The 17,279-nt window shown below is 42.7% G+C and carries 12 protein-coding genes; 7 read left to right on the top strand and 5 right to left on the bottom strand.

Going from position 1 to position 17,279, the window contains the following annotated elements:
- Positions 1 to 92: 92 nt before the first annotated feature.
- Positions 93 to 761 carry a protein-L-isoaspartate(D-aspartate) O-methyltransferase gene (locus ABEB05_RS15140; RefSeq protein WP_265791014.1) on the bottom strand — a complete coding sequence of 223 codons (669 nt, stop codon included), beginning with the start codon at positions 759 to 761 and terminating at the stop codon, positions 93 to 95.
- Between the two features lie 113 nt (positions 762 to 874).
- Here ABEB05_RS15140 and ABEB05_RS15135 point away from each other — a divergent pair, with 113 nt between their 5' ends.
- Positions 875 to 3,994, top strand: a complete 3,120-nt coding sequence (locus ABEB05_RS15135; protein ID WP_265791015.1) for an AsmA family protein — start codon at positions 875 to 877, stop codon at positions 3,992 to 3,994.
- A 118-nt stretch (positions 3,995 to 4,112) separates the two neighbouring features.
- Here the strand turns inward: ABEB05_RS15135 and ABEB05_RS15130 are convergent, their stop codons facing one another.
- Positions 4,113 to 5,237 (bottom strand): trypsin-like serine peptidase, encoded by a 1,125-nt coding sequence (locus ABEB05_RS15130; protein ID WP_265791016.1) that lies wholly within the window; start codon positions 5,235 to 5,237, stop codon positions 4,113 to 4,115.
- Between the two features lie 474 nt (positions 5,238 to 5,711).
- Between ABEB05_RS15130 and cysS the strand changes: the two genes are divergently transcribed.
- The 5 genes from cysS to ABEB05_RS15105 all read left to right on the top strand — a co-directional run bounded on the left by cysS (position 5,712) and on the right by ABEB05_RS15105 (position 13,130).
- Positions 5,712 to 7,166, top strand: coding sequence for a cysteine--tRNA ligase (gene cysS / locus ABEB05_RS15125; protein WP_265791017.1), 1,455 nt, complete (start codon positions 5,712 to 5,714; stop codon positions 7,164 to 7,166).
- 102 nt (positions 7,167 to 7,268) lie between these two features.
- Positions 7,269 to 8,303 carry a prolipoprotein diacylglyceryl transferase gene (gene lgt, locus ABEB05_RS15120; RefSeq protein ID WP_265791018.1) on the top strand — a complete coding sequence of 345 codons (1,035 nt, stop codon included), beginning with the start codon at positions 7,269 to 7,271 and terminating at the stop codon, positions 8,301 to 8,303.
- Between the two features lie 114 nt (positions 8,304 to 8,417).
- Positions 8,418 to 10,160 carry a phospho-sugar mutase gene (locus ABEB05_RS15115; RefSeq protein ID WP_265791019.1) on the top strand — a complete coding sequence of 581 codons (1,743 nt, stop codon included), beginning with the start codon at positions 8,418 to 8,420 and terminating at the stop codon, positions 10,158 to 10,160.
- Positions 10,161 to 10,290: 130 nt separating this feature from the next.
- Complete coding sequence (locus ABEB05_RS15110) at positions 10,291 to 10,800, top strand: ZIP family metal transporter (protein WP_265791020.1); 510 nt, start codon at positions 10,291 to 10,293, stop codon at positions 10,798 to 10,800.
- A gap of 95 nt (positions 10,801 to 10,895) precedes the next feature.
- Positions 10,896 to 13,130: a S9 family peptidase gene (locus tag ABEB05_RS15105; protein ID WP_265791021.1), complete on the top strand. Its 2,235-nt coding sequence runs from the start codon at positions 10,896 to 10,898 to the stop codon at positions 13,128 to 13,130.
- A gap of 87 nt (positions 13,131 to 13,217) precedes the next feature.
- On the opposite strand, the gene ABEB05_RS15100 is transcribed toward ABEB05_RS15105, so the two are convergent.
- On the bottom strand, positions 13,218 to 14,156 hold the full coding sequence (locus ABEB05_RS15100) for a mechanosensitive ion channel family protein (RefSeq protein ID WP_265791022.1): 939 nt from the start codon (positions 14,154 to 14,156) through the stop codon (positions 13,218 to 13,220).
- A gap of 209 nt (positions 14,157 to 14,365) precedes the next feature.
- On the opposite strand from ABEB05_RS15100, the gene rlmN reads away from it, so the two are divergent.
- Complete coding sequence (rlmN, locus tag ABEB05_RS15095; RefSeq protein WP_265791023.1) at positions 14,366 to 15,478, top strand: dual-specificity RNA methyltransferase RlmN; 1,113 nt, start codon at positions 14,366 to 14,368, stop codon at positions 15,476 to 15,478.
- Between the two features lie 68 nt (positions 15,479 to 15,546).
- Here the strand turns inward: rlmN and lepB are convergent, their stop codons facing one another.
- Entirely contained in the window at positions 15,547 to 16,641 is a 1,095-nt protein-coding gene (lepB, locus tag ABEB05_RS15090; RefSeq protein WP_265791024.1) for a signal peptidase I, read from the bottom strand.
- A gap of 41 nt (positions 16,642 to 16,682) precedes the next feature.
- Complete coding sequence (locus ABEB05_RS15085) at positions 16,683 to 17,264, bottom strand: hypothetical protein (protein WP_265791025.1); 582 nt, start codon at positions 17,262 to 17,264, stop codon at positions 16,683 to 16,685.
- Positions 17,265 to 17,279: the final 15 nt, after the last annotated feature.

Here is a 17,279-nt window from a genome sequence, read left to right as displayed (position 1 = left end):
GCGATCAGGAATTAATGATTAAGAATACAGTTTTTGATACAAAATGATTGAAGAGAATTTAAAATTCATTACTCTCAATTCATAATTCCTGACTATCCCTTCCAACCCTTTTCCCCGATAAGAGGTACAAACTTAAAACTGCTGTAACGCTCTCTTTCAAACTCATCTTTTCTTATTTTAATAATCCGCACCATTTCTTGCCGTTCTTCACTGCCTACCGGCACAACAAGCCGTCCATTTACGTTGAGTTGATCAACCAAATCATCCGGTACTACCGGAGCTCCGGCCGTAACCACAATGGCATCGTAGGGAGCGTAGGCCGACCAACCTTTTGTGCCGTCTCCCAGCTTGGCCTGCACCGAATATCCCAATTCTCTCAGTGTTGAACGGGCTTTTTCATAAAGCTTCTTATGTCTTTCAACGGTATAAACTTCCGCGCCGAGCTCACATAAGATGGCAGCCTGATAGCCAGAACCTGTCCCAATCTCCAATACCTTTTCACCGGGTTTGGCTTCCAACAGTTCTGTTTGGCGAGCTACAGTATAGGGTTGGGAGATCGTTTGTTTCTTTCCGATTGGCAGAGCTGAATCTTTATAAGCCCGGTCCTCAAGGGCCGTATCCACAAAAACGTGCCGGGGCACCATATTAATGGCAGAAAGTACTCGTTCATCTTCTATGCCCTTATCTCGAAGTTTATCTACGAGATTTTGTCGGCGCTGTTTAAATTTAGGATTGTTCGCTCCGGATCCCCAGTTCAACATAGATCGAATAATTGCTGTTTTACATGCGTTAAATGTTATTTTATAACATAAGGAACTTGAGGGAATAAAATCGACTTTATTGTACCTTATCAAGTCATAAAACAAACGACTATATGATGAAAACATTTCTCAAGATTGCAGGAGCGGTAGCGTTAGTCCTATTACTCTTTGTTATTGGATTGAACCTTTATTTCACGGATGATCGGCTCCGAGATACCCTGATGCCCTATATCAATGAATCGGTGGGTCGCACTGTTCAGGTGGAATCGATGTCTCTTGCTCTTTTTAAAACATTTCCCAATCCCGGACTTGAAGTAAACAATCTCCGCATCCCCGGCGACACTGAAGAGGATACCCTCCTGTCAATGGAACAGCTGGTAGCGGGAGTAAAACTCTTTCCCCTCTTCCGAAACGAGATTAATATTACTGAACTGACCCTCACCAAGCCTCAATTTACGTACAAGCTATATGCCGACAGCACGACTAATCTGGATTTTTTACCAGGGAATGAAGAAACCGATACCTCATCAGCAGGGTATGATATTAGCATCCCCTATTTTAAAGTAACCGACGGGCAGTTTGGCTATTGCGACTTTACCTCTAATACTTCTGTATATCTGGATGACGTGGATGGCGATATTTCCCTGGCCTATGCCGATTCTATTCAAAGCAGCATTGATATGCAGGTAGGCGCATTTCATGCTACCGTTGACAGTACAGAATATCTAAGCGGATTACCTGTACGCCTGACACAAGAATCGGTTATTCATACAGGCAGCGAACAGGTCAGGATTACTGAAGGTACGCTTGCTGTTCGGGGCCTGGAAATGGATCTTACCGGTTCACTCAGCAACTGGAGCGAAGCCTTTACCGTTGATCTGAAGTTTAACTCTTCAACCGATAACTTTGGAAATCTGCTCCGGTTAGTGCCCGAAACCTACGCAGAATCTATTGAGGGACTTGAATCAAGCGGGACACTCGATCTGGGTGGTTCGGTACAAGGCCCCATAACGGCCGATTCTATTCCCCGTTTTGATGTTCGGGTTAATGTAGAAGATGGCTACCTGAAAGATCCAGACTTGCCTCAACCTATTGAAGATATTCAAATTTCCGCTAATGCCACGAATGAATTGGTAACAATACAAACTTTCAACGCCATTGCAGGTGCCAATTCACTGAACGGCTCAGGTACCCTTGATAATCCACTGGAAGGCAACGGTACTTTTGACTTGGATTTTGTGGCGGACGTGGATCTTTCTACCGTGGATCAGTTCTATGATATTTCTGAAATGGATATCGAACAATTGGGGGGACAGCTCGACATAGATGCCAATGCAGAGGGACAGCTCGATCAGCCTGAAAATACCATTTTTGATGGTAAAGCAATGCTGGCCGATGGCTTGCTTAAATACCAAGACGTACCCGAAGCAATACGGAATATCAATGTCGATGCGGCCGGAACTCAGGAACTGTTCACAATTAATAGCCTGGATCTACAGGCAGCCGAAAACTCTCTTTCGGCCAACGGAGAAATACAACACCTGCTGGACGAAAAGAACCGGTATATCAATATGGATACCAATCTGAAGTTTAATCTTGCCACTATTAAGGAATTCTATCCGATCGATGAAGATACACTTCGAATGGAGGGTATACTCACTGCACAGGCTATTCTAAATGGACAGGCCGACCAAATTGAACGAGCGGTGCAAAAAGGAACAATTAAATTATCCAATGGACTCATTGAGCACAAATCACTCGATAATCCTATTCAGGAAATTACTTTCAACTCTACCCTAAACGGACCTACACTCAATATTTCGGAAGCATCATTCATTACCGGAGATAATAATCTCTCTGCTGATGGAACTATTACCAACTATCTAAGCGACAACCGGTCTATTGACCTGAATATATCAGGTAAAGCAATGCTACAGGAAATTACTAATTACTATAACCTGGAACCCGGTATTACGACTCTCAATGGAGTGGGAGATCTCAATATTCGGGCCCGCGGTCCACTAAATCAACCAGACGAGCTACAACTAAACGGAGATATTAGTTTACAGGAAGTCAACATGGCGGGCGACAACCTTGTGCAGCCGGTTAGCAACCTTAACGGCAAGCTGAAACTTAATCCGCAAAATGCTACGCTCTCATCGCTTAACTTTAACCTGGGCTCCTCAGACATAAACATTCAAGGGACATTAACGGACTATATGGCCTATCTGAAGAATCCGAAAGAGCGTTCTTCTACTCCCCGCCTGAAGGGTTCCTTTTCCAGTTCGCATCTCAATCTCGATGAACTCATTGACTGGACTGATACCACAAGGACAGAGGTGCCTATCCACCTACCCGATTTGCAAAGTACGGTAGATGCCAACATAAAAGAAATGATCCTTACCGGCATTACCATGACAAACGTTCGGGGCAACGCGTCTACCACTCCCGAACAAATTGCCCTCGACCAGGCTACAGCCAATCTTCTGGGCGGGACTGCAACCGGATCGCTGACGTGGGATGTCCTGCGTCCTGATCAAACCACAATCAGTTTTTCAGGAAAGCTTGACAACCTTCGGGCCGGTTCTTTTTTCGAAGAATATCCGGTACTGGGTGAAAAAAGTAAGTTACACCAGTATGTGGAGGGAACTTTCAATGCCGAAGTGGATTATGAATCCGGGTTAAACGTATACCTGGAACCACAGCTTCCCACTTCAACTATGAAAGGCACCTTCGGAATGAGTAAAGCCGTTCTTGAAGGACATCCGGTACAGGTAAAACTGGCCGAGAGACTTAACGCCGGTAACCTACAGAGAATGGCGCTGGATAAATGGGAGAGTTCCTACAATCTGAAAAATCGCTTATTCACTATCAACAACCTGAGCCTAACCAGTGGTAATATTGGTGTGGAACTGAATGGTAACAAACATTTGGTCAGTGAGGTAATGGATTATCAAATGACCCTTTACCTGCCCTCCCGCTTCGATAAAGCTATCGCATCCCTAATTTCCGACCGGGCACTTAAGGCCTTAAAACAGGAAGACGGAACCACCATGCTACCTCTTCGCGTAAGCGGCAATCCAAGTAATATTAACGTTACTCCTGACCAAGAAGTAATTGAACCTAAAATTAAGAACTTCTTCAAAGATAAGGGACGAGATGTTCTTAAAAATATTTTTAACAGAAACACACCCAAAGATACGACAACTGCCGATACAACCTCTGGAAATTAAATAAATCTGGTACTATTGCCAGTCGAAAACAATTTTCATAAACTCCAAATTAAAGCAAATAACATATATATTATGGGTCCCAAATTAATTTAAGGGACCCATCACTTTTAGTTATAATTTAAGGGTAATTATTACGCGCCCATGAAATGAGTGCCGAAAGACCCGGACCACCTCCAAACTCATTGTCACCGGACGTATTAAAAGCCGGATTATTGGATTCCGCACTTTGAACACCTACTACCCTGGGCCAACTTTCTCCATCCCACCAGCCCCAGACAGGACCACCGGAATGACCTCCTGTAACATCATTAAAGTGCCCGAGTACAAATCCTTCTTGGCCAGATGTTGATTCAGAACTAATAGAAGAAATAGAGCAACTTCCCTCATAAGCTGGACGTTGAGTACTCGTTAGATCTCCGGGATAGCCCATATGCTGCCATACGCCCAAGTCATCCCAAGATTCCGAGTAGGTCCGGTAGCCCGGGTATCCTACTCGGTTCCCGATATAATCATTCATCACCAATACTACATAATCAAATGCAGTCTCCAAGTCGGATAAACCACCCTGGGCTTTATTCCAATAAATAACCCGCGTGGCATAGAATTCTCCCCATGGACCATTGCCGTTATAATAGCTTGGCGAAAACTTAACCCATCCTGCCCCGCCTCCGCTCTTCCAATTTATACAATGGCTTGCAGTTAATACCAATCGCGGCCCGATTGTACATCCTGTACATGCACCGGTTTCAGTCCATACTCTTCCCACCGTACGCCACGGGAAACTGGTATCCTGGTATATATATCGTTCGTCCGTACCAAAAATATTGGTCGGTCGATCTTCTCCTCTGCTTCGCCGTTTGAATTCCCTGGCTAACTCAAGATCAATCTTTGACTTCTCCGGAAAAAAACGGCCGGGTGCAGAGGCTCTTTTCTTGCCAATAATAGATTCCACATCCCCAAACTGTCTTAAGCAATCTTTACCTAGCGGTGTGACTGGTATCCTCGGAACAGGTGTTGGCTTAATGAGTTGCTCTTTTTCATATTCTATATGCTTGCTTTCAAGCTCCACAACTACATTATATGAGCCGGGTTGTTCCCAGTTACGTTTAAGTCTCGGTTCTGCTCCTTTCGGTAGCGTAAATGAACTTACGTTAACCTCTTCAAACTGCTGTTCAGGCTCTTTGGGCTTCTCGAACGTTATTTCCTTTAACTTATCAATTCTTAATGGATCAGTTGATTTCATATCAACACCTCCTTTTATTTTTTTTGAAATATGCGCTCTCTTTATATAAGAGATACATAAGTAAGATCCTCAGGAAGGCCAATCCTTACAACTTATTTATTCCATTAATAAATAAGTTTAGTATTCCGGAAAGGCTAAATAGGATTAACTACATTAAGCATAAACAGTTATAAGGATCAGCTATATAGAAAATAAAATGGCTAAATAGGCCTTTTTGCTTCGACTTAGTGTTAATCTCTCAATGTTAATTCCAATCTGGAACTGCTTTCTAACCAATTTAGCGCATCAGTCGATGAAAAGATACCTATTCTTTAAAGGAGCTATACCTTCATTCAAAACTATCTGAGTATTAAATCCTACAAGGAATAGGGATGTTTATTACACTACTCAGTTGCCCCACTATCAACTCTCCATGGTAAGCGTTATCTTTGCATTCGTACATATTTAGAATATTATATAATTGCTCGTTGTTCAATGGATGATCTACATATTTACAATACTTTAAGCCGAGAGAAAGAAAAGTTTGAACCTATTACCGACGGCTTCGTAGGAATATATGTTTGCGGACCCACTGTTTACGGAGATTCCCACCTGGGCCATGCCAAAAGCTATGTTTCATTTGACATTGTGGTTCGTTACCTGCGCTATCTCGGTCATAAAGTACGATATGTCCAAAATATTACAGATGTAGGACACCTAACTGATGATGCTGATCAAGGAGAAGACAAGCTGGAAAAACAGGCCAAAATTGAAAAAGTAGAACCGATGGCCCTGGCCGAGAAATACACCTATAATTACTTCCGAGACATGGATAAGCTCGGAATTGAGCGGCCGGATATCTCACCACGTGCTACAGGTCATATTATCGAACAGATTGAGATCGTCAAAAAGCTCCTTGAAAACGGCCACGCTTACGAAACAAACGGCAACGTCTATTTTGATGTATCCTCAGATGAAAATTATGGAAAACTAAGTGGGCGGACTGTAGAAGACCAAGAAAGCGGGATGCGTATTGAAACTGCTAGTGATAAACAATCTCCCGAGGACTTTGCCCTTTGGAAAAAAGCAGATGACGGCCACATCATGAAGTGGCCCTCTCCCTGGGGAATGGGATATCCCGGCTGGCATATTGAATGCTCAGCAATGTCAACCAAATATCTGGGAGAGCATTTTGATATCCACGGAGGTGGAATGGACAACCAGTTTCCCCATCACGAATGCGAAATTGCCCAGAGCGAATGCGCTTATGACGAACCTTTTGCAAACTACTGGATGCACAACAATATGGTAACGCTCGAGGGGCAAAAGATGGGTAAATCTCTTGGAAATGCTATTTCACTCGATGAATTCTTCTCTGGCGACCATGAACTTCTGAGCCGTGCCTGGGATCCCCAGGTTATTCGCTTCTTTTTGTTACAAAGTCACTACCGAAGCACTACCGATTTTTCGGAAGATGCACTTGCCGGGGCAGAGAACGGGTTGCACAACCTTCAGGAAATGCTGTTAACCATTGACTCAGCAAGTAAAGGATCCGGTGGAAAATATGATTTGGATCATTTGCGTACCGATCTGGAGTCAAAGCTTAATGACGATTTCAATACGGCCCAATCCATCGCCCTCCTGTTCGAAGAGCTGAAAAAAATTCGGAAACGTATAAACAGTGATGACACTCCTGAAAATATTGAGGAAATAGGTCAGTTTCTGCATGACTTTGTAGAGGATGTACTAGGGTTATGGCCTAAAACCGACTCGACTTCCGGAGATACTGACAAAACAGAACAGCTTGTAGAACTGCTTATCGAATTGCGTAATCAGGCTCGCAAGGACAAAAACTTTGAACTGGCTGATACCATTCGCAATAATCTAAATGAAATGGGCATTGAATTAATGGACAACCCAGACGGTACAGATTATAAGATTGAGTATTAATTTGTATCTCCGTCCATCCTTCCCGAGTCAAGGGAGATACCATTACCAATATCCAAACCAGAAAATATTATTCAACACTCATTACATATAATAATTTAGCCCATGCAATCATCCGATTACTTTACATGGAATGCCGATCCCATTGCTTTTACCATCGGAACAATCGAACTGCCTTTTCCCATAGCTATTTGGGGGATCGTCGCTGCCTTTGTGTTTATCTATTTCGGATATCAGAAACTGATCCCCGATAATCTTTCGGACCGGGAAGATCCGGACATCCCACAGTGGAAATTCTGGACCCTCATTCTGGGTTCATTTATCTTAGGACAACTGATCTTCCAGATTCTCCCCTCCCCTACATTTAGTCAAATCGGGCCTATACAACCGCGCTGGTATGGACTGCTCTTTGCCTCCTCTTTTGTGGTTGGATACATTCTTATGCAGCAAATGTATACGGTTTCAGGGCGTACCCAAGAAGAACTCGACAAGTTACTTACATACGTTATGATTGGCACCGTGGTTGGGGCCCGCCTCGGCCATGTACTCTTCTATGATCCTGCTTTTTATTTTCGGTACCCCTCTCAAATTCTGGCAATATGGAATGGTGGACTGGCCAGTCATGGAGCTGCCATCGGTATCATTTTAGCTATGTATTTGTATATAAATAAAGTCAGAGAGATGAACTTCCTCTGGCTTGCTGATCGTGTAGTTATTGTTGTGGCTATAGGCGGGGCTTTCATCCGTACAGGAAATTTTGTTAACTCGGAAATTATTGGCCGTACTACTGATTTGCCCTGGGCAGTGGTCTTTGAAAATGCAAGGGGGCTTAGTGCTACTGAACAAATGCTGCCCCGACATCCGACCATGCTCTATGAGGCTCTACTTTGTATTGTGATCTTTATCATACTATGGGTTGTTTACAAAAAATATCAGTCTCGTCCACCGGAAGGTGCTCTTTTCGGTAGCTTTTTAGCACTCCTGTTCAGTGGCCGGTTTCTGCTTGAGTTTACAAAAATTAATCAAGCGGCCTTTGCAAGCAATTGGTCTATAAATATGGGACAATGGTTGAGTCTTCCGTTAATAATTATTGGTCTGTGGCTGCTCGTTAAGAAAGTAGATTGGCAAAGAGAATCATAACATATATGAAAGACTTTACAAATCTGGCTGATATTAGAAATAATGGAATTGAAATAGTACTTTCCTTTTACTGATACCAAAGATAAACATTATCAAATTCTAAATCGTACTGTTATGGAATCATTAGATCCGGCTATTCAGGAAAAAGTTGACCAATGGCTAAAGGGTAACTACGATGAACAGACCAAAGCCGAAATTCGCTCAAAGTTAGAGAACGAACAGTATGAAGAACTGGCAGATGCCTTTTATAAAGATTTGGAGTTTGGTACGGGAGGCATCAGGGGAATTATGGGGATAGGTCCCAATCGTGTAAATAAATATACCTTTGGAATGGCTACTCAGGGATTCAGTAACTTCCTGAAAAAGAACTATCCAGACGAACAGATCAGTGTGGCTATCGCCCATGACTGTCGCAATAATTCGGAAACCCTGGCCCGCGTAGTCGCTGATATCTTTTCTGATAATGGTATCTATGTTTATCTATTCGATGGATTACGTCCGACCCCTGAACTCTCTTATGCCATTAGGGAACTGAAATGTCATGGAGGCGTTATGCTTACCGCCTCCCATAATCCCAAAGAATACAATGGCTATAAAGCTTATGGGGCTGATGGTGGTCAACTGGTATCACCTCAGGATAAGATGGTGATGGAGGAAGTCCAGAATATTGAAGATGTACAGGAAATCGCGTTTGAAGGTAATGAAGAAAAAATAGAGCTGATCGGAGAGGAGATAGATAACCGCTACCTGGATACCATTAAAAAACTTTCTATATCGCGCGATGCCATTGAGCGTCAAAAAGATTTAAGTATTGTCTTTTCTCCTATTCACGGCACTTCAGGGGTATTAGTGCCTCCGGCTCTGGAACGTTACGGCTTTGAAAATGTATCGCTGGTTGAGGAACAGATGGTCTATGATGGAAATTTCCCGACGGTGGAACTGCCTAACCCCGAAGAAAAGGAAGCCCTGTCGATGGCCCTGGATAAAGCCAAAAAAATTGATGCTGAATTGGTTATGGCAACCGATCCGGATGCCGACCGGGTAGGTATTGCCGTTAAAGATAATAACGGGGAATGGATACTGCTTAACGGTAATCAGACCGGTACGCTTATTATCAATTATATGCTCAATGCGTGGCAGGAAGCCAATAAGCTGAGCGGCAATGAATATATTGTCAAGACCATTGTAACGACCTACCTCATTGATCGCATCGCCGATCATTACGATGTAGAGTGTTTCAATACGCTAACTGGCTTCAAGTACATCGGCGAACTAATGACGAAACTTGAAGATGAGAAGCAGTTTATAGCCGGGGGTGAAGAGAGTTACGGTTACCTGATTGGCGAACATGTACGTGATAAAGATGCTGTTGTATCTGCTGTCATCATCGCCGAAATGGCCGCCTACTACAAAGACAAAGGCAGCAGCCTGTATGAAACACTGTTGGACATTTATCAACAGTATGGCTATTTCAGGGAAAAGCTGGTTTCTGTTTATAAGCGGGGACGTGAAGGAGCTTCGGAAATTCAGCAAATGTTAAAAAACTACCGCGAAGATCCTCCCAAATCACTGGCCGGATCGGAGGTTGTAGTCATTAAGGATTATAAAAGCAGCAAAGCCAAAAATATAACAACTGGTAAAACCGAGGATATAGGACTCCCCTCTTCCAATGTCTTACAGTTTATTACTGAAGATGGTTCCATTGTATCAGTTCGTCCTTCAGGAACCGAACCCAAAATTAAGTTTTATTGTAGTGTCAATACCGAACTTAACAGTATTGATGCGTTCGACACGGTCACTGAACAACTCGAAGGTAAGATGGATACCATTATCAATGAGTTAACTGGTGATGAATAACAGTAACAGCTCCATATTACTTCTATAACAATCATCAATAAAAGCTATTTAATTTTATTCTAAATATACCTCAAGTGATGGATTAGGAATAACCACTCATTATATTTGGTGCTAACTAAAAAAAGGTATAATGAGTGAACTGCTACAACATCCTACCGCACAGGTTTTTCTATATGCCCTAATTACGGCGGTCGCCACCGGTCTGGGAGCTCTTCCCTTTTTCTTTTTTGAGAAGTTAACGCGCTCCTGGCTTGGTATTTCCAATGCTATTGCATCGGGACTTATGCTAGCGGCCAGCTTCGGCTTAATTTATGAAGGACTTAATTATGATCTGTGGTTTACCTTTTACGGTATAATTATTGGGCTCATCCCCAGAGGCACCTCCCCTTTGAAGGCTGCTTGGTGGAGTGTCTTCTCAAGCCTACCTCAACCATTAATGGCTGTTCCGGCATTCATTTTTGTAGAAATCTTTCGTGACTATTTGCCCGTGGGACTCGGGTTTGCCGGGGGTGCAATGATCTGGATGGTCTTTGCGGAGGTCATTCCAGACGCTATGGAGGAAAACGATGCCTCAATTATCGCCACTGCTATCACTATCTCCGTTGCCCTTATGATCGTCTTTCAGGTTCTTATTGGCTAATCTGCAAATTTCACTTGCCCTGACCTACAATATTTGATTAATTCAATCCTTCTAACAAAACTTATATAATATAAACAGCCAGCATTTATACATATATGAAACATTCTATCTCATCACTCTATAAATCAATAGCCCTCACCATTCTCCTGGGTGCATTTATTTTTCAACAGCCAGGTATTGCGCAGGAGAAACAACGATATTCTGACGTAAAGGAGGCCCTGTCTCAAAGTGGACAGCTCAGTGGTTCCAATGGCCCACGCAATATCAACTGGATTGACGAAGGTAACCGGTATTCCTATATGCAGTACAACGAGGAGACCGAGAATATGGAGATAAGGGTGTATGACCCTGCCACCCAGGAAGATGAGCTAATTTTTAACAACGCTGAACATACGTTTCCTGATACTGATTCGACATTTGAATATTCTTCCTTCCAATGGTCAAATGATTCAAAATACCTAGTCTTTCAATCCAACTTTCGACCTGTTTATCGCCGTTCCGGCATTTCTGATTACTATCTATACTCAGTCGAAAACGAAACGCTGGAATTACTCGTCGAAGACGCACGTACTGCAGAACTCTCTCCTAACGGACAAAAGATCGGTTATGAACGCAACGGTGATCTTTTTGTATATGATTTGGCTTCAGAAAAAGAAACACAGCTTACAAACAGTGCTGAAGAATATTTTTATAACGGACGTTTTGGATGGGTCTACGAAGAAGAATTCGGTTTGGCACAAGCCTGGGAGTGGTCACCCGACAGCGAACATATTGCCTACTGGCAAACCGATGAACGACATGTCAATATTTTTCAAATGACCGATTATTCCGGTCAGCACCCTGAGTACGAAAAAATCCCTTACCCAAAAGTAGGTGATGAAAATCCCGAGGTAAAAATCGGTGTTGTAAATGTTGAAACCAAAGACCAGCAATGGATGGATTTACCCAGGGACGGATATATTCCCCGATTGTACTGGACGGCCAATGAAAATAAGCTTGCTATTGTGCACCTTAACCGGGCACAAAACCATCTCAAACTTTTCTTTAACGATATTCATAGTGGCGAGAATCGCCTGGTTATGGAAGAAACATCAGATACATGGATCGATATTTTTGACTTTTTTGCGGGTATCAATCACCTGTTCTTTTTTCCGGAAGATAGTAAAGAATTCTTCTGGATTTCTGATCGTGATGGATGGAGTCACATCTATCGTTACGGATATGATGGAGAGGTAAAAAATCAAGTAACCCGGGGAGATTGGGAAGTCACCTATGTCCATACCGTTGACTACGCCAGTAATCGCATTTTTTATACATCCACCGAAACTTCTCCCCTCGAACGACACCTATACTCTATAAGCTTCGACGGACAGAATAAAACAAAACATACCACAGCAGAGGGAACCCATAACATAAGCATGGGTTCAAACGGCAAGTATTTTATCAACCGTTACTCCAATATTTCTACCCCAACACAGGTAGAACTATGGAATACAACTGATGGTAAACTCATGGTACTTGAAGATAATGAATCCGTTAATGAGTTCGTTGAATCCCACGTTTATTCGCCGCGTGAACTCTTTACATTTACAACCTCAGACGGACAGCAACTCGACGGTTACATGATTAAGCCTGTCGACTTTGACTCAACCAAAAGCTATCCGCTGCTGCTAAATATTTATGGCGGACCCGGTGCACAGGGGGTTTATAACCAGTGGGAATCCAGCGGGTGGAACCAGTACCTCGCCCAAAAGGGATATATAGTTGTAAATGTTAATAATCGAGGAAGTGGTGGTTACGGCTCAGAATTTGAAAAAATCGTTTATAAACAGCTCGGTAAATGGGAAGCCAACGACTTTGTTGAGACGGTAAAATATATGGCCGACAAAGACTGGGTTGATGGTAATCGCATGGCTATTCGTGGACACAGTTATGGCGGCTACATGACGACCTATACTCTTTTTACTCATCCCGATGTTTTCGTCGCAGGAATTGCTACAGCACCGGTTACGAACTGGAAATTATATGACAGTATTTATACCGAACGCTACATGGGATTGCTGGATGATAACGCCGAGGGCTATAAACAGAGTTCTTCAAATACACATGCTGAAAATTTGGAGGCTGACTTATTGCTCTCACACTCTACCATGGACGAAAACGTACATGTCCAAAATACGATGCAACTAATGACCGCGCTTACTGGCAATGGGAAGGATGTGGATTTACGAATTTATCCCCCCGGAGCGCACGGCGTTTCCTTTAATACAGCCAGCTATTATCTGCTATATCAATCCTATACCAATTACCTGGAACGTCACTTGAAGTAAAACCTTAACACCTGCTCTAATAAGAAATGCCAAGGACCTTCCTCCTTGGCATTTCTTACATATATCAGTCTTAGGAGCTATAGTTTTCTAAGAATCCGCTCCGTTTTCTTCAGCCGGAGCTGTTCCCTTAAGCATACTATCCAGTTTTTCCCCTCCGCGTATGCCAAAATCAAGCGTCCGAATGGGAAACGGAATGGTAATATCATTTTCATCAAACTTCTTTTTAAGCGCCATAATCGCATCACTTCGAGGAGTAAGAAAATCAGAATTCCTCCGGAAATTTACCCAAAAACAAACCTTGAAATTGATAGAACTCCCTCCGAATTCATCGAAAAAGAACAGGATATCCTTATCACTGTCATAGTTTTCAAGCTCTTCAATAGCCTCAATAGCTAGTTGGCGAACTTGCTCAAGATCTTCGGCATATGAGACCCCGCAACTCAAATCAATACGACGCTGACGCTCATCCGTAAAGTTAGAAAGCGGATTTTCAAATACCATTTTATTCGGGATATATACAATCTGTCCCTGGGGCGTTTGTAGAATTGTGTTTCGAAGATTTAACTTCCGTACAGTGCCATATATATCATTAGTTTCAATAATATCGCCAATGCCAAACGGATGCCGGAGCGTAAGAATGATACCCGAGATAAAGTTTGATGCAATATCCTGAAATGCAAAACCTAAGGCCAAACCGACAATACCAGCACCGGCAAGCAGCGAGGTAACTGCCCCATCCAGGTTCAAGACACTCAGGGCAATAAATATACCGATACTAATAATCATGATACCCACTATGGTTTCCAGCAGGTCAATAACGGTTTTATTCATCGTTGCCTTTGACAACAGTTTGTGGACGGCCTGCCGAACCAGCTTACCAATCACATAAAACACAATCAGTACCAGCAGGGCCATCACCATCTCAGGAAGCATGCTTATAAGCGTATCAAGCCAAGTCTCAAGCTTGCTTGTCACTTCCTCATTAAACTTGCTCCTCAAGTCATTGAAAAGGGTAGAAAATTCCATTGCTTATCTTTTATATTTTATTTCTTGCAGACTATTAAAATCTATATAACTATCATCAATTCATAATAACCGCTTCTTTTTTATAAAATTTGTTAGATTCTACCTATCCGGTGATTTCTATTCTTAAATATCATATATACCCATCAACCACTTAATATTTTGTCTCTAAAGTTTAACATCCGTGCTGTAGTCTTTGTATCTTTGGATATATGACTACACAAACCCATAGCGAAGAAAAAATAAACCTTAAAGATCTTACAAAGCAAGAACTCCAGGAATTTAGTGCCGATATGGGACTGGCCTCCTATCGGAGTGATCAGCTCTTCCAGTGGCTCTATCAAAAGGGAGTACACAGCTTTGATGAAATGACCAACCTTTCCAAGGACTTACGAATACGCCTTAAAGAAGTAGCAAAGGTCCCTACCATTGAGCACAAAATGCAGCTCGAATCTAAGGATGGGACTATAAAGTTTCTCTTTGAACTCGAGGGCGACGAACAACACAAGGTCGAGTCTGTACTTATCCCTGATTTTTATCCTGATGGAGCGGCTAATCGATTAACGGTGTGCGTGTCATCCCAGGTGGGGTGCGTATTTGGATGCTCTTTCTGTGCCACCGGAAAAATGGGATTTTTCCGGAGCTTAACCCACGGCGAAATTGTAGATCAGGTACAGTACATTAATAACCTGTGTCAGGAGAAGTTTGGAAAGGGCATCACCAATATCGTATATATGGGAATGGGAGAACCGCTTCATAACTATGAGGCCGTAGTTAATTCTGCATCTATTATCATGGATGAACTAAGTATTGGACTTTCTCCCAAAAGAATAACCGTTTCTACGGTAGGACTTACCAAGCAAATTAAGCAACTGGCAGACGAGCGCCAGCCTTTCAATTTGGCGATATCTCTGCATGCAGCTAATGATGAAAAGCGGGATGAAATTATGCCCATAAATAATTCAATGAACCTGGAAAAACTCAAGGAAGCAGTTCAGTATTATTATGATAAGCTGCACCGGCCTATCACCTACGAATACCTGTTATTTGATGAATTTAACGATACCAAGGAAGATGCGCGCCAGCTTGCCGAAATCGTACAGTGGGTACCCAGCAAAGTAAATATTATCATGTACAACGATGTGGCAGGCGTAGAACTCAAACGAGCCCGAGAGCAACGACTGGATGCCTTTATGCAGGAACTTGTATCAAGGGATATTACTGCTACAGTGCGCCGAAGCCGTGGTGATGATATCGATGCCGGCTGCGGACAGCTGGCCATTAAAGAGGGACAAGCCCAAGGAAAATCAATACGAAAGAATTAAGGAGCAGCCCTGAAGTTAGGAGGAAGGAAGTACTCGACTCCTTCTTTCCTCACATACATACACCAATACTAATCATGGATAACATTCAGAAGACGATCAAAACGGGGCAGCCACCGATCTTTATCCCATGAGAAATAAATAATACCTGCTTTGCCGACTATATGCGTCTGTGGTACAAATCCCCAGAACCTGCTGTCCTCACTGTCATCTCTGTTATCACCCATTACGAAGTAGTAATCCTGCTGAATAGTATATTCATTGGTTTCTTCTCCATTGATAATAAACTGCCCTCCATTTCGCTCCACATCATTTTTCTCATAGCGAGTAATAATAGCTTCGTAAATATGGTAATTATCAGCCGTTAAGGTTACGGTTTGTCCTTCAAACGGAACAACGACCGGAGACATGTGATGGTGGTTATTAAAACCGGAAGAAAAGCTGAAGGACCGCCGATCATATTCATTAAAAGTATCAGGCAACACAAAAAGCTCTACATTTGTTACTTCCGGCCAGTTGCTAATGTTCTCAGCCACCTCATCAGTCATATTAATACGGTAGCTTCCTGAGTTACCGTTACGTGATTGATATATTGTTCCTCCAGCTGCTTGTACCTTTGACGCACTTAACCTTATCCTGTTCCGAACATCCACCTCATAGACTTGCTGAATTCCAGGAAAAGGATTGGCTTCTTCAGAGTTTACATAAAGCTGTTTGTCATCTATAGACAGGGTATCCCCCGGTATCCCCACAGCACGCTTTATGTAGTTTGTCTTACCGGCAATAGGTGCAATATCAATCGGATAGTTAAACACCACAATATCATTCCGTTCTACCTCACTAAAACCAGGCAGACGAGTCCACGGCAACACGAGTCCCTGCATATAGATATTCGTAAATGGAACTCCTAATACCATTGGTGTACGGGGACCGTAACTTATCTTTGAGACTATCAAGAAGTCTCCCGTCATCAGTGTTTTCTCCATTGAGGGAGTTGGAATACGATAAGCTTCAAAAAAGAAAGCCCGAATGATAAGTGCAGCTACTGCTGCAAAAAGGAGAGCATCCAGCCATTCCCTTATCCAGCTTTTTGCTTTCTCGTTTTGATTTTTTGTACGCCGATTGCGTCTTTTACTGCGTTCTTCTTTTGAAAGTTGCTTTGCCAATGTATCTCCTTCTGTGGTTCAGTTTATTAAAATCCCAAAATCTAGTTGATTGGAGAGGATATTTCTTTTGTTCTATACTGTCCCTCTTGGAGGCTCACTTCAAACCACTTCCGCCGCTCCGGAGCGTAATAATAATCCTCATAATCAGGTAAGCTGTCTCTTTTAATAGCCATCAGTTCTTGAGACAAGGTACGCTTCACTTCTGGCATAAGATCAATATATTTGCTGGCTCCCGCATAAACGAGTCCTCTTCCAAAAGGACCATCAATATCTAAAAGCATCATAGGGATCGAATCGTCTACCACAAACCAATATTCGAACTGAATAGCCTGTGCCGGACGGAAATCTGGCTGAGTGATTAAATCTTCAATGGTTTTTGTAGGATCTCCAAATACCTCCTGTAAGCGGGCCCGGATTTCATTTGTTTGTCGTTCATCAAGTTCTGTTCGTCCGTAAAAACCCTGGCCGGTCCATTTTACGTCTTCAAATTTGTTCATAAACCAAGTTTTTTGATCGGGATCAATCCGTTCTATCTCCGGCTCCTCAAATTGAGCAGAAGCGGAAAAAGTAGAAAAAACTACAATGAGAACAGTAAGAAATAATGAGTTTAGTAACTTTTGCATCAGTAGAATATAATT

Origin of the sequence: Fodinibius salicampi, assembly GCF_039545095.1 — a bacterium.
Classification (GTDB): domain Bacteria; phylum Bacteroidota; class Rhodothermia; order Balneolales; family Balneolaceae; genus Fodinibius; species Fodinibius salicampi.
The sequence above is the reverse complement of the archived record's forward strand: the minus strand, read 5'-3'. Positions and strand labels throughout refer to the sequence as shown.